Source organism: Spirillospora sp. NBC_01491 (assembly GCF_036227065.1).
In the GTDB taxonomy this organism is placed as follows: domain Bacteria; phylum Actinomycetota; class Actinomycetes; order Streptosporangiales; family Streptosporangiaceae; genus Spirillospora; species Spirillospora xylanilytica.
Window position 1 is genome coordinate 7,669,538 of sequence record NZ_CP109432.1, and the last position, 12,736, is coordinate 7,682,273.

Annotated in this window: 15 protein-coding genes; 6 read left to right on the top strand and 9 right to left on the bottom strand. The window is 75.1% G+C overall.

What is annotated here, in order from left to right; genetic code table 11:
• The first annotated feature begins 142 nt into the window (after positions 1–142).
• Complete coding sequence (metF, locus tag OHA34_RS35665) at positions 143–1,072, top strand: methylenetetrahydrofolate reductase [NAD(P)H] (protein ID WP_285936899.1); 930 nt, start codon at positions 143–145, stop codon at positions 1,070–1,072.
• Here the strand turns inward: metF and OHA34_RS35670 are convergent.
• The 5 genes from OHA34_RS35670 to OHA34_RS35690 all read right to left on the bottom strand — a co-directional run bounded on the left by OHA34_RS35670 (position 1,015) and on the right by OHA34_RS35690 (position 3,945).
• The gene (locus OHA34_RS35670) at positions 1,015–1,611 is read right to left on the bottom strand and encodes a GNAT family N-acetyltransferase (RefSeq protein ID WP_285936898.1); all 597 of its coding nucleotides are present in this window, start codon (positions 1,609–1,611) and stop codon (positions 1,015–1,017) included. The two genes, metF and OHA34_RS35670, sit on opposite strands and share 58 nt — an antisense overlap.
• Before the next feature lie 73 nt (positions 1,612–1,684).
• The gene (locus tag OHA34_RS35675; protein ID WP_285936897.1) at positions 1,685–2,017 is read right to left on the bottom strand and encodes a hypothetical protein; all 333 of its coding nucleotides are present in this window, start codon (positions 2,015–2,017) and stop codon (positions 1,685–1,687) included.
• A gap of 9 nt (positions 2,018–2,026) precedes the next feature.
• The gene (locus tag OHA34_RS35680) at positions 2,027–3,043 is read right to left on the bottom strand and encodes a hypothetical protein (protein ID WP_329520088.1); all 1,017 of its coding nucleotides are present in this window, start codon (positions 3,041–3,043) and stop codon (positions 2,027–2,029) included.
• 81 nt (positions 3,044–3,124) lie between these two features.
• Positions 3,125–3,478 (bottom strand): arsenate reductase family protein, encoded by a 354-nt coding sequence (locus tag OHA34_RS35685; protein ID WP_329520089.1) that lies wholly within the window; start codon positions 3,476–3,478, stop codon positions 3,125–3,127.
• Positions 3,478–3,945 (bottom strand): YbaK/EbsC family protein, encoded by a 468-nt coding sequence (locus tag OHA34_RS35690; protein WP_285936894.1) that lies wholly within the window; start codon positions 3,943–3,945, stop codon positions 3,478–3,480. The genes OHA34_RS35685 and OHA34_RS35690 overlap by 1 nt, the downstream gene beginning before the upstream one ends.
• A gap of 69 nt (positions 3,946–4,014) precedes the next feature.
• Here OHA34_RS35690 and OHA34_RS35695 point away from each other — a divergent pair, with 69 nt between their 5' ends.
• Positions 4,015–4,800: a L,D-transpeptidase family protein gene (locus OHA34_RS35695; RefSeq protein WP_285936893.1), complete on the top strand. Its 786-nt coding sequence runs from the start codon at positions 4,015–4,017 to the stop codon at positions 4,798–4,800.
• 57 nt (positions 4,801–4,857) lie between these two features.
• Here the strand turns inward: OHA34_RS35695 and OHA34_RS35700 are convergent, their stop codons facing one another.
• Positions 4,858–5,463 (bottom strand): ATP-dependent Clp protease proteolytic subunit, encoded by a 606-nt coding sequence (locus tag OHA34_RS35700; RefSeq protein WP_285936892.1) that lies wholly within the window; start codon positions 5,461–5,463, stop codon positions 4,858–4,860.
• Positions 5,464–5,552: 89 nt separating this feature from the next.
• Here OHA34_RS35700 and OHA34_RS35705 point away from each other — a divergent pair, with 89 nt between their 5' ends.
• The 3 genes from OHA34_RS35705 to OHA34_RS35715 all read left to right on the top strand — a co-directional run bounded on the left by OHA34_RS35705 (position 5,553) and on the right by OHA34_RS35715 (position 8,813).
• On the top strand, positions 5,553–6,500 hold the full coding sequence (locus tag OHA34_RS35705) for a LysR family transcriptional regulator (protein WP_285936891.1): 948 nt from the start codon (positions 5,553–5,555) through the stop codon (positions 6,498–6,500).
• A gap of 300 nt (positions 6,501–6,800) precedes the next feature.
• The gene (locus tag OHA34_RS35710; protein ID WP_285936890.1) at positions 6,801–7,304 is read left to right on the top strand and encodes an SAV_6107 family HEPN domain-containing protein; all 504 of its coding nucleotides are present in this window, start codon (positions 6,801–6,803) and stop codon (positions 7,302–7,304) included.
• 90 nt (positions 7,305–7,394) lie between these two features.
• Entirely contained in the window at positions 7,395–8,813 is a 1,419-nt protein-coding gene (locus OHA34_RS35715; protein ID WP_329520090.1) for an MFS transporter, read from the top strand.
• Positions 8,814–8,917: 104 nt separating this feature from the next.
• Here OHA34_RS35715 and OHA34_RS35720 read toward each other — a convergent pair whose 3' ends face one another.
• Together OHA34_RS35720 and OHA34_RS35725 are read right to left on the bottom strand one after the other, a co-directional pair.
• Positions 8,918–9,958, bottom strand: a complete 1,041-nt coding sequence (locus OHA34_RS35720) for an alpha/beta hydrolase family protein (protein WP_329520091.1) — start codon at positions 9,956–9,958, stop codon at positions 8,918–8,920.
• On the bottom strand, positions 9,955–10,890 hold the full coding sequence (locus tag OHA34_RS35725) for a zinc-binding dehydrogenase (RefSeq protein WP_329520092.1): 936 nt from the start codon (positions 10,888–10,890) through the stop codon (positions 9,955–9,957). The genes OHA34_RS35720 and OHA34_RS35725 overlap by 4 nt, the downstream gene beginning before the upstream one ends.
• An 88-nt stretch (positions 10,891–10,978) precedes the next feature.
• Here OHA34_RS35725 and OHA34_RS35730 point away from each other — a divergent pair, with 88 nt between their 5' ends.
• Positions 10,979–11,923 (top strand): LysR family transcriptional regulator, encoded by a 945-nt coding sequence (locus OHA34_RS35730; RefSeq protein ID WP_285936886.1) that lies wholly within the window; start codon positions 10,979–10,981, stop codon positions 11,921–11,923.
• Between the two features lie 130 nt (positions 11,924–12,053).
• Here the strand turns inward: OHA34_RS35730 and bldD are convergent, their stop codons facing one another.
• On the bottom strand, positions 12,054–12,548 hold the full coding sequence (gene bldD / locus OHA34_RS35735) for a transcriptional regulator BldD (RefSeq protein ID WP_160819162.1): 495 nt from the start codon (positions 12,546–12,548) through the stop codon (positions 12,054–12,056).
• Positions 12,549–12,736: the final 188 nt, after the last annotated feature.

Consider the following 12,736-nt stretch of genomic DNA (forward strand, 5'->3'; position numbering starts at 1 on the left):
TATCCGTGCGGCGGGAGCGAAAATGCCCCAGATGGTTCCGGATTATCAGGAGATTTACAGACAAATCGGCGCGGGTGGTTTGGGATGGTTGCGTCCGTGATCGGATGAACCGCAGGCCAGGGGGCTTCTGTAGTCTTGGAGGATGCGACGCCTGCGCCCCGAACGAGCCCCCACCATCCGTGAGCTTCTCGCGTCCGGGGGCAGGTCCTTCTCCTTCGAGTTCTTCCCGCCCAAGACCGAGAAGGGCGTCCGCAACCTCTGGCGGGCCATCCGCGAGCTGGAGTCGCTCCAGCCGACGTTCGTGTCGGTGACCTACGGCGCCGGCGGTGGCACCCGCGACAAGACCGTCGACCTCGTCGAGCGGATCGCGACCGACACCACGCTCACCCCGGTCGCGCACTTCACCGCGGTCGAGCACTCCCAGGCCGAGCTGCGGCACCTGATCGGCCGGTTCGCCTCGGTGGGCGTCCGCAACATCCTCGCGGTGCGCGGCGACCCGCCCGGCGACCCGATGGGGGAGTGGACCAAGCACCCCGACGGGGTCGAGTACGCCGCCGACCTGGTCCGGATGATCCGCTCGCACGGCGACTTCTGCGTCGGCGTGGCGGCCTTCCCCTACAAGCACCCGCGCTCGGCCGACATCGAGAGCGACACCCGCCACTTCGTGGACAAGTGCCGGGCCGGCGCCGACTACGCGATCACCCAGATGTTCTTCCGCGCCGAGGACTACTTCCGGCTGCGCGACCGGGTCGCCGCGGCCGGCTGCGACGTGCCGATCATCCCGGGCATCATGCCGGTCACCCAGATGAGCATCATCGAGCGGTCCGAGCAGCTGTCCGGCGCGCCGTTCCCGGCCGAGGTGCGGGCCCGCTTCGAGGCCGTCGCCGACGACCCGGAGGCGGTCCGCCGGCTCGGCGTCGAGCATGCCGCCGAGGTCTGCCGGGAGCTGCTCGACCAGGACGCGCCCGGCATCCACTTCATCACCTTCAACAAGTCGACCGCGACCCGCGAGGTCTACGGGCTGCTCGCCGGGGCCGCGGTGAGCGGCAGCGCCCCGCCCATGATCGCGTAGCGCGGCCCGCCGCCGGGGAAGGCGAAGCCGGTGATCAGGTCGACCATGCCGACCGACCGGTAGAGCCGGCGGGCGGGGGAGTCGGGCCGCAGGTCGAGCGTCGACAGCACCACGGTCCGCTCGGTCCGGCCCGCGCACAGCGCGCCGAGGAGGCCGCGGCCGAGCCCCTGGCCCTGCGCGTCCGGGTGCACGTGCAGCTCGGCGACCTCGAACGGGTCGTCCAGCCAGGCCGCGGCGTGCTCCTCGCCCCCCAGGTCCGCCAGCGCGCCGCGCACCACGTCGTGCCACCACTGCCCGCTCGTCCCGTGGAACCCGTACGCGAAGCCCCGGACGGTGCCGCCCAGCCCCGGCAGCGGGCGCGGGCGCTCGGCCACCCAGGCCCGGAACCGCGGGTACGCGGTGTGCCGCTCCATGATCGTGTGCCGGCCCGGCAACTGCTCCGGCGGCGGCCGCATCGCCGCCTCGTACACCCCGAGGATCGGGGTGAGACGGCGCAGGAAGGCGCGTTCGTCGACCTCGCGCAGCTTCGGCTCCCTCACCCGCCAGAGACTAGACCGTTCCGGGACCGCCCCGCGGGCCGCCCCGCGCGGCCCGTCCGGCCGATCGGACCCCTCAAACCCGGGAGACGCTCCGGCGGGTCGCGCTGAGGCGGTCGTAGATGTCCCACAGGATCCGGTCTGCGGCCTTCTGAAGCGCGCCGCGGCTGGTGTCGAGCTGCCCGCCCCAATCCCGCGCCTCCGGGCCGAGCCACGCGTCGGTCCCGCCGAGGGTCCGGACGGACGGGTCGAGCGCCCGCCGCAGCTTGTCGATGCTGCCGTAGGCGTCGACGTACGCCTGGTAGAGCTGCCGGTAGTCGGGGTTGGGGCGCTCGGTCGGCGACAGCTCGGCCGCCGCGGCGGAGTCGAGCGGCGGCGGCAGGGCGCCGGGGGGAGGTGGAGCGGCCATCGCGACCTCTCATCCGGTGGGCGCGGACGCGGCCGGCCGCGACTGGGGATCGTCCTTGAGCAGGGGCACCTGGTGCGGCCGGTCCCCGGCCCCGGTACCGGCCTCGGCGGCGTGCGGGGACGCCGAGCCGAGGTCGAGCCCGCCGAGCGCCTCGCGGGTGCGCCGGCTCATGTCGGCGCCGGTGAGGACCTGCACGGCCACCGGGCGGACCCCGGCCCGCCCGGCCTCGGCGAGGAACGCGCGCAGCCATCTGGTGTCCATGGTCAGGTGGTGGCTGGCGGTGCCGAGCGACTCCTCGATCACCGCGAGCCGGGCCCGGTCGCCTTCGGCCGACCGCAGCAGCCCGGCGGTGGCGGCCGGGCCGAGGCCCTCATAGAGCTTCTCGGTGTAGTCGGGATCGCCGGCGTTGGCCTTCAGGTGCGTCCAGACCGAGCCGGGGACCCGCACCCCGCCCCCAGCCGCGGCGGCGACGGCGAGCGCGTCGGCCTTGGCGGCCTTGGCCGCGGCCCGCCGGTCGGGGAAGGCGCCGAGGTCGCCCGCGCCGTTCGGCGTGGGCTGCCGGGGGGACGGCCCGGTCTTCGGCGGGGTGACCGGCGTGAACGTCCCGCCGCCCGAACCGGGGCCGCCGGACCCACCGGACCCGCCGCCCGAACCGGACCCGGACTCGGGCGAGCCGCCCACCCCGGGGCCGCCGCCGGTTTCGCCGCCGCCGGACGGTCCCGGGCCGGGAGCCGGGGACGGGGGCGTGGGCGCCTGGACGCCGTCGCCCTTGTCGGGGTGCGTGACGGCGAAGTTGTAGCGGCGGGTCAGCATGCCGAGCTGGTCGGCCGCCCACCGGGCGACCTCGTCGGCCTGCCGGTAGCCGGCGGCGGACACGCCGGGCGGGGGACGGTGCCCGTTCAGCCAGCCCCGGATCGCGGACTCGGCGTCCTGGAGCTGCCTGATCACCTGGTTGAGCGCGGGCGGGTCGATCCCCCGGAACGAGGGATCGCGCGCGGCCGGGCCCGTGCGCATCTGCGCGGTCATCGCCCCTCCGTTGGGTCTCGTACGCCTGTCTCGCACGCCGCACCGAGAGCCGTGGCTCGACTCCCCACAATCACACTCGCATCACTCGCTGTCGAGAGCGCGCCGTACCGATTCGGCATCGCGGGCGACCACGGCCTGCCCGTCGCCGGTCACCACGATCGGCCGCTGGATCAGCACCGGGTGGGCCGCCATCAGCGCGATCCAGCGGGCGCGGTCGTGTTCGAGGTCCTTGAGGCCGAGCTCCTTGGCGACGGGCTCGTTCAGCCGGGCCACCTCCCACGGCTCGGCGCCGATCCCGACGAGCACCGCGTCGAGCTCCTCGGCCGAGGGCGGGTCGTCCAGGTAGCGGCGCTCGGTGTAGGCGACGCCCGCCTCGTCCAGCGCGGACTTGGCGGCGCGGCTCTTCGAGCAGCGCGGGTTGTGCCAGATCTCCATCAGTCCCCCACTTCGGCGGGCGTGCCGCCGGTGACGCGCAGCAGTTCCTTGTACGAGGTCGGGAAGACGGTGTGCACGATGCCGCCCGCCGCCCAGACCTCGTCGTAACGATCGAGCCAGACGTCCACGAGCGTACGGATCGGCGCGGGGTGCCCCACGGGGGCGACGCCGCCGATCGTCTGGCCGGTCGCCGCGCGGACGAAGTCCGGGGTGGCCCGCTTGACCTTCGCGGCGCCGACCAGGGCGGCGACCCTGGCGGTGTCGACCCGGTGCGCCCCGCTGGTCAGCACCAGCAGCGGCGCGCCGTCGGCATCGAAGACCAGGCTGTTGGCGATCGCGCCGACCTCGCAGCCGACCTGCTCCGCCGCGGCCTGCGCGGTGGGGGCGGGCTCGGGCAGCTCCACGATCTCCACGGCGGCGCCGGCGTCCCTCAGCACCTTCGTCACACGTTCGACATTGGCATGCATGGGAAGCAACTTTATGGTGTTCGGAACTCGGATGGACGCGGAGCTTCGGGGCGGACGCGAGGGAGATCGATGAGCGTACGGGTGTGGACGGGCGCGCTGCTGGTGATCCCCGCCGTGCTGGCGGCGGGCTGCGACCGGGGGATGCCGGCGGAGGGGGCCGGGGCGGGCGGGCCGGCGCCGTCGTCGCCGGGCGCGCGCTCCTCGGCGCGGGCCCCGGCGCCGCCGCCGGCGCGGCGCAGGCTCAAGCCCGGGTCGAAGGGCCGGGACGTCAAGGACCTCCAGCGCAGGCTGAAGGCCCTGCACTACGACCCGGGCAAGGCCGACGGCACGTTCGGGACGTCCACTCAGCTCGCGGTGTGGGCGTTCCAGGCGGTCAACCGGACCAAGATGACCGGCAGGACCGACAAGGCGTTCTGGGCGGCCCTGGACGCGCCCAGGAGTCCGCGGCCGGTGGCGAAGCGGCGCGAGGCCGACCGGGTGGACGTCGACCTGCGCCGCCAGTTCCTGGTGGTCTACAAGGGCGGGAGGCCCGCGCTGATCACGCACGTGTCGTCCGGCTCGGGGGAGCACTACTGCGCCAAGGACCGCGGCGCGACGGTCGCCCGGTGCCGGTACGCGAGCACGGGCACCGGCGACTTCCGCACCGGGCGGCGGGCGTCCGGCTGGGAGGTCTCGCCGCTCGGACGGCTCTACAACCCGGTCTACTTCAACGGCGGCATCGCCTTCCACGGCGCGCTGGACGTGCCGAGGTACCCGGCCTCGCACGGGTGCGTGCGGATGCCGATGCACGTCGCGGAGTACTTTCCCGGGCTGGTGCGGACGGACGTGCCGGTGCACGTCCGCCGTCCCAGCTGACCCCGCCGCCCCCAGTGGCCCCGTCGTCCGGGCCGGCCGCGCCGCGGCGAGGCCGGGTCAGGCCGCGGCGATGTGGGGCGTGTGGGCGACGACCTCGTCCACGAAGCCGTAGGCCCTGGCCTCCTCGGCGGTGAACCAGCGGTCGCGGTCGGAGTCGGCCTCGATCCGCTGGACGGTCTGCCCGGTGTGCTCGGCGATCAGCGCCTGCATGGTGCGCTTGGTGGCGAGCATGTTCTCCGCCTGGATCTTGATGTCGGAGGCCGAGCCGCCGATGCCGCCGGACGGCTGGTGCATCAGGATCCGCGCGTGCGGCAGGGCGTAGCGCTTGCCGGGCGTCCCCGCCGAGAGCAGGAACTGCCCCATCGAGGCGGTGAAGCCGAGCGACAGCGTCGCGACGTCGTTCGGGACGAACCGCATGATGTCGTAGATGGCCATCCCGGCGGTGACCGAGCCGCCGGGCGAGTTGATGTACAGGTGGATGTCGCGGGCGCGGTCCTCGGCCGACAGCAGCAGCATCTCGCCGCAGATCCGGTTGGCGATGGCGTCGTCGACCTCCTGGCCGAGGAAGATGATCCGCTCGCGCAGGAGCCGCTCGAACACCGGCTCGCCGCCGGGGCGGGGGGCCTCGGCGGCGCGGGACGTCGGAAGGTGGGTCGAAGTCATGACCCCAGCAAATCCGCAGCTCACCACGGGCGTCAAACAAGTGTTCGGGCCGAATTGACAACCGCGGGCTGTCAATCGAGGCTGACTCCATGGACGTCGACCTGCCGGGTGTGCGCGCCTTCGTCGCGGCCGTCGAGGAGATGCACTTCGGCCGCGCGGCCCAGCGGCTGTTCCTCACCCAGCAGGCCCTGTCCAAGCGCGTGCGCAGGCTGGAGCAGGCGCTCGGGACGCCGCTGTTCGAGCGCACCACGCGCCGGGTCTCGCTCACCGCGGCCGGACGGCGCTTCCTGCCGCTCGCGCAGGAGGCGGTCACCGCGTTCGACACCGCGGTCGCGGCCGTCCGCACGGCCGGAGGGCAGGACGGCGGGCGGCTGCGCGTCGACATCTACGACGAGCGGTTCAGCCCGATGCGGATCGTCCGGGGGCTGATCGACCGCGACCCGGGGCTGCGGTTCGAGCCCAGCATGCGGCAGGGGCTCGCGCTCGCGCTGCCCGCCCTGCTGAACGGCGAGATCGACGCGGCGTTCGGGCAGGCGCGCGACCTGCCGGGGCCCTGGCCGCCCGAGCTCGCGCGCCGGCTCGTCCACGTCGAGCACATGCACGCCTTCGTCGGCGCGGGCCATCCGCTCGCCTCCCGGGAGACCCTGCGCCCGGCCGAGCTGCGCGAGGCCGGGATCGCGATGCCCGATCCCTCCGGGGCGGTCGAGGCGCGCGCCTACCTGTCCTCGCTCGCGCGCCGCTTCGGCGCGCCGCTGCGCTTCGGCGAGCCCGCCGTGGGCTATTGGCATTACGGGGAGCTGGTCCGCCGCGAGCGGACCGCCGTCGCACTGGGGGAGGCGTGCATCGAGGTCCCGCCGGGGTTCGGCCTGCACCGCATCCGGCTGGTCGATCCCGTCCCGCTCGTCCCGTGGTGCGTGGTCTGGCGCAAGGGCGACCGCGGGCCCGGCCTCCGCAGGATGCTCGGGCTGCTGCCCGTGCCGGACCTGCCGGGCGAGGGGCACTGGCTCCCGGACGCCTACCGCGAGCAGTCTTCCTGACGGCGGCTCGCCGGCCCTTCCGGCGCCGTCCGGCCGCCCGGCGGCGGGAGGCTGACCTGGGTGATCGCCCCGTGATCGCTGAGTGTGCCGACACGTGTTCGAACACATTGACGAATCGGCGTCAGGAGGGTTTACTGTGCATACCTCGAACTTATGTTCGAGGTGGTGCGGGGCTCGCGGCCCGTGCCAGGGCGACGTCCCCGCCGCGGCCGTGCGCGCGGCGGCGGCGGGGACACACGGCCGGGCGGAGTGAGGGGAAGCTCTCCGCCCGGCCGGCCCCAGCCCCGGAAGGAGGCAGTCATGTCCGCAACGACGAGCCAGCGCGGAGCCCACTCCGCCGTCCACCCCGCAGCACTGCCGGGCCCGCGCCCCAGGCCGCTCCCGCCGCCCCGTCCGGTCCACACGGCCGTCGGGCAGCTGCACGCGGCCCGGACGGGCCTCGCCGAGGCCGCCGAGGCCACCTCCCCCGCCGTCCGCTACGTGTGCGCCCACCTGGCGGCACTGCGCGCGGCGGCGGCGGTCCTGGCGTCCAAGGAGCCGCTGGAGACGCACCGCCGCGGCCGTCCGCGCAGCGTCTGGGTGCTGCTGCCCGAGGCCGAGCCCGCCCTGCGGGAATGGGCCGCCTTCTTCGCCGCCGGAGCCGACAAGCGCGCCGCCGCCGAGGCCGGCCTGCCCCGCGCGGTCACCGGGCCCGAGGCCGACGAGCTGCTGCGCGACGCCGAGGTCTTCGTCACCCTGGTCGAGGACACCCTGGGCGTCATCGGCCAGCCCACCCTGCCCGTCCCGGACGTCCGCGCGGGGTGATCGTGGCGGACGCGCACCGGTGACCGTGCCGGGCGACCGTCCTCCCGCCTGTGAGATCGTTAGGCAGGCGAACTAAGGAGGGCGGGGACGGTGGCGGCGCGCGGCGGTCGGGGTCTGGTGCCGTTGCTGGCCTTCCTCGGGGTGATGGCCTACTCGCTGTCGATGGCGGTGGTCACGCCCGCGCTCCCGCTGCTCCAGCGCGGGCTGCACACCACGCCCTCGGGCGCCGCCTGGGCGCTGACCGCGATGACGCTGTCGGCGGCGGTGGCGACGCCGGTGGTCGGACGGCTCGGCGACCTGTACGGGCCGCGCCGGGTGCTCCTGGTCGTCCTGGCCGTCGCGACCGCGGGCATGGTGGTCGCGGCGGTGGCCGGCTCGCTGCCGGTCATGCTGGCCGGACGGGCCCTGGGCGGCATCGGCGGCGGCGTGTTCCCGCTCGCGTACACGATCATCCGGGACGTGTTCCCGCCCGAGCGGACGGCCTCGGCGATCGGGCTGATGTCGTCCATGCTCGGGCTCGGCGGGGCGGTGTCGTGGTGCCTGGCCGGGCCGATCATCGACCTGCTCGGCTGGCGGTGGCTGCTGTGGGTGCCGGTGATCGGGCTGCTGCCGGGGCTGCCGGCCGCCTGGTGGCTCGTCCCGGCGTCGCCGCCGCGCGCCGCCGCCCGGGTCGACTGGTGGGGCGCGGCACTGTTCGCGGCCTGGCTGGTGGCGGCGCTGACCGCGCTCACCCAGGGGATGGACTGGGGCTGGACGTCCCCGGGGGTGCTCGGCCTGCTGCTCCTGGCCGCCGCGCTGGCCTGCGTCTGGCTGCGGGTGGAGTCCCGCGTCCGCGAGCCGCTGGTCGACCTGCGGCTGATGCGGCGGCGGGGCGTGTGGACCGCGAACGCCGCGTCCCTGCTGTCGGGGTACGCGCTGATGGCGGGCGGGCTGCTGTTCCCGCTCCTCGTCCAGCTCCCCGAGCGGGGCGGGTTCGGCTTCGGCGGGACGGCGACCGAGGCCGCGCTCCTCCAGCTTCCCGCGAGCGCCGGGATGACGGCGGCGGGCCTGTCCGCCGGGCTGCTGCACCGGTGGATCGGGTCCCGCGCGGTGCTCGGCGCGGGCGCCGTCCTGACCGGCGCCGGGTACGCGTTCGTGGCCGTCCAGAGCGAGGCCATGTGGCAGCTCTACGCCGGCGGGCTCGCCCGGGGCGTCGGGCTCGGGCTGGCCTACGCGGCGGTCGCGAACCTGGTGGTGCTGGAGGTGCCGGCGGGGGAGACGGGCGTGGCGACCGGCATCAACACCCTCGTCCGGACGGTCGGCGCGTCCCTCGGCACCCAGGTGAGCGCGGTCATCGTGGCGGCCTCGGTGACCGCGGGGCAGCCGACCCGGCCCGGCTTCGCCGCCGGGTTCGCGGTGAGCTCGGCGGTCATGGCCGGCGTCGCCGTCCTGGCCCTCCTCGCGCCGCGCCGCCCGGCGCGGCGCACCGGGACCCGCGCCGAGAGGGAGCCCGCTCAGGCCGTGCGCTGACGCGCCCGGTTCTTATGCTGGGGCGATGGACGCCCTGCCCCGCCCCCTTCGCCCGTGGTCCCGGCGGCTCACCTGGGACGAGGCACCCACCGTTCGCCGTGGCCTCAGCCGCCCGCCGGGACGGGGCGGGTGAGCCGGTCGGCGGTGGCGGGGAGCCAGTCCGTGCGGGCGTTGCCGAGCAGGTGGTCGCCGTGGGGGACCAGGAGGTACTCGCCCTGCGGGGCCGTCCGGGCGAGCGGCGCGCCGTTCACCGCCCCCGGGATGACGTCCTGGCCGCCGTCGACCACGAGGAGCGGGCCGGTGATCCGCCCGGCGGCCCCGGTCAGGTCGATCGCGCGGACGAACTCGCGGGCGGGCTCGACGCCGCCCGAGCGCTGGGCCAGCGTCTCGGTGACGAACGGGGCCAGCCCGTCCCAGTCGAGCCGGTACGGCCCGCTGACCGTCGCGGTCGTGCGGACCCGCGGCTCGTACGCGGCGCTCTCGGCGGCGTAGAAGCCGCCCAGGCTCAGGCCGATCACCGCGACCTCCGGGACGCCCAGCGCGTCGATCACGCGCCCCAGCACCCGGTGGTAGGCGGCCTCGGGGGCCGACGTGACGGCGAGCACGCCCTGCCCGGGACCGTCCATCGCGAACACCGCGGCGCCCCGGGACAGCAGCGCCTCGACGACGCCATGGAACTCCTCTTTGCTGGAGTCGAGCCCCGGAACGACCACGACCGTGGGGACGTCCCCGTCCTCGGGCCCGTCCGCGGCGGGCCGCCGCAGCCATCCCGCGAACCCCGGCCCTTCCACGCGGCGGGCGCCCGGGTCGAGGATCTCCAGCGCGCGCGCCATCGCCCGGTCGGACTCCTGGGCGGCCTCGCAGGCGGCGTCGCGGTCGGGGTGCGGAAGCAGCACGGCGAAGTGGAACCACCGGGCCGCGTCCCGGTAGTGCTCTCCGGCGGACCGGCCGGACGCGGCGTTCCCGGCGCGGGCCAGATGTTCCCGGCCCATCTGCCGGAAGGCGTCCGGCCAGTCGTGCAGCGACGCGAGCCCGGAGGTGACGCGGTCGTACCCGTACGGGTCGAGCCCGGCGCCCGCGGCGCGCGACCGGTTGCCCTCGACGAAGGCCGGGACGATGCCGGGCAGGTCCAGGAACGAGGTCATCGGGAGCCTCCAGTGGCCAGGGTGAGGACGGTCTTGCCGCGGACGCGGCGTTCCCGCAGGTCGACGAGCGCGCCGGCGGTGGCGGACCAGTCGTTGACGGCGCCGATCTCCGGGTGCAGCCGGCCCGCCGCGACGAGCCGCACCAGCGTGGCCAGGTCCCGGCCGTACGGCGTGCCGGAGTCGGTGTAGTGGAAGTGCCGGATCACGGCGGACTCGGGGCCCTTGAAGAAGTCGAAGAAGTCCAGCGTGACCGGGACGCGCCCGGCCTGGCCGAACCAGATCAGCGTGCCGCGCCGGGCCAGCGCGGCCAGCGCGGCGGCGAGCACGGGCCCGCCGGTCGACTCCAGCACCAGGTCGAACGGGCCGTCCGCCCCGGCCACGTCCCGCACGACGTGCACGGCGCCCAGCTCGGCGAGCCGCGCGCCGCGTCCGGCCGACGCGGTCACGGCGGTGATCTCGGCGCCGGCCGCCGCGGCGAGCTCGACGAAGTAGTGGCCGACGCCGCCGGAGGCGCCGGTCAGCAGGACGCGCCGGCCCGCGATCGCGCCCGCCGCGCGCAGCAGCCGGAGCGCGGTCAGCCCCGCGAGCGGGAGCGCCGCGGCCTGGACGGAGGTGATGGAGCCGGGCAGCCCGGCGAGCGAGTGGGTGGGGACGGCGACGTACTCGGCCCAGCCCCCGGAGGGCGGGTGCCCCACGACGCGGGTGCCGACCGCCGGGCCCGAGCCGTCGGCGGCGGGCTGCACGACGAGCCCGGCGACGTCCTTGCCGGGCAGCAGGCCGGGACGCGGGTCCTCGAGCAGGAACGTCTCGCCCCGGTTCAGCGAGAACGCCTCGACCTTGACCAGCGCCTCGCCGGGGGCCGGCACCGGCTGCTCGGCCTCGGCGGGCGTGACGGGACGGGCTGGGTCGCCCGTCGGGATCAGTCTCCTCATGCGCCCAGCGAACCGCCGCGCCCGCCGCCCGGTCCAACAACCGCCGAGCAGGCCCGACAACCGGCGGTTGTCGCCTAGGATGATGATCATGGACCTCGACCTCGCCCAGGTCCGCGCGTTCGCCGTCACCGTGGAGGAGGCGCACTTCGGTCGCGCCGCCGAGCGGCTGGGGATCAGCCAGCAGGCGCTGTCCAAGCGGATCGTCCGGCTGGAGGCCGCCCTCGGCGCGCGGCTGCTCGACCGCGGCCCGCGCGGCGCGGGCCCGACCGCGGCCGGACGGCGCTTCCTGGAGCCGGCCCGGCGGGCGCTCGCGGCCTCGGCCGAGGCCGCCGCCGCCGTGCGCGGCGCCCACCGGCCGCTGCGGATCGACGTGTGGGGGCATCTCTACACCCCGATGCGGACGGTCGCCAGCGTCGCGACGCGGATCCCCGACCTCGCCCTGGAGCCGGGTCCGGCCCGCGACCTGCCCTCGGTAGCCGCGGCGCTGGCCTCGGGGGGAACCGACGTCGGCTTCGGCCGCGTCCACCCGCTGCCCGGACGGTGGGACGCCGGGCTGACCCACCGGCTGGTCCGGCTCGAACCCGTCGACGCGGTCGTCGGCGCCGGGCACCCGCTCGCCGCCGAGACCGTGCTGCGGCCGGAGCGGCTGCGCGGCAGCGTCCTGCGCGCCCCGAGCGCGCTGGAGCGGCTCGATTTCCTCGCGCGCTTCGCGGGCCACTTCGGGATCGACGCGCGCGGCGGCGGCGCCAACCTGGGGTCGGAGCACTTCCTGCAACAGATCAGGGACGATCCCGGCTGCTTCTCGCTCTTCCCCGCGGACAGCCCGCTGCCGGACGTTCCCGGCATCAGGTCGATCCCGCTCGCCGACCCGACCCCGCTGTACGCGTGGTCGCTGCTGTGGCGGACCGGGGCCGGGCATCCCCTGCTGGACACGCTCGTGGCGGGGTTCGCCGAGGAGGGCGACAAGAGCCGCTGGCTGGAGTACGTCCCCGGACGCGACTGGCTGCCCGAGGGCGAACGCCTCCGGACATGACCCGGCCCGCGTCCGTGGCGGATGCCAGGGGACGCGGGCCGGAGCGCGGACCGGGCGGCGGTGGTCGCCGCCGGGCCCGCACGGTGTCAGGAGTCGAGACGCCGGGGGGACGCCTCAGCCTCGGCCGGGATCAGAACGCCTCGACGGCGCGGCGCGCCTCGGGGTCGAGCACTCCCCAGGTGATGAGCTCCTCGGTGAGCTCGGTCGGGGACTTGTCGTAGATGACCGCGAGTGAACGCAGGTCTTCCTGGCGGATGGACAGGACCTTTCCGTTGTAGTCGCCCCGCTGGCTTTGGATCGTCGCGGCGTAACGGGCGAGTGGACCGGCCTTGTCTTTCGGAAGCTGCTGCAACCGCTCGAGGTCGATCACGAGCTTGGGTGTAGGCCCGAGCGGGCTCGGCGCGGCTCCGCCGGGCAGCAACTCGGATACCGGCACGCCATAGAAATCGGCGAGCTCGGCCAGCTTCTGAACGGTGACGGCGCGGTCGCCCCGCTCATAGGAGCCCACGACGACGGCCTTCCAGCGGCCTCGGGACTTCTCCTCCACTCCGTGCAGGGACAGGCCCTGCTGGGTGCGGATGGCGCGCAGGCGCGCGCCGAGAGCCTTAGCGTATTCAGACGGCATTTCGCGGCCCCCCAGGCTCACTTTCGTCGTCGCTGTCGGATCCCGGTCGGTCGACCGGGCGGGGACAGTTCCTTGGACCGGATGGACTCAAGGCTCTGTCTCCAGGGATGGTTACGGACAGTGACGGTAAAACGGTGACGGCCCCAGGTCAAGCCGATTGGAAAAAAGCGGTCGAATCCGCAGGTCTC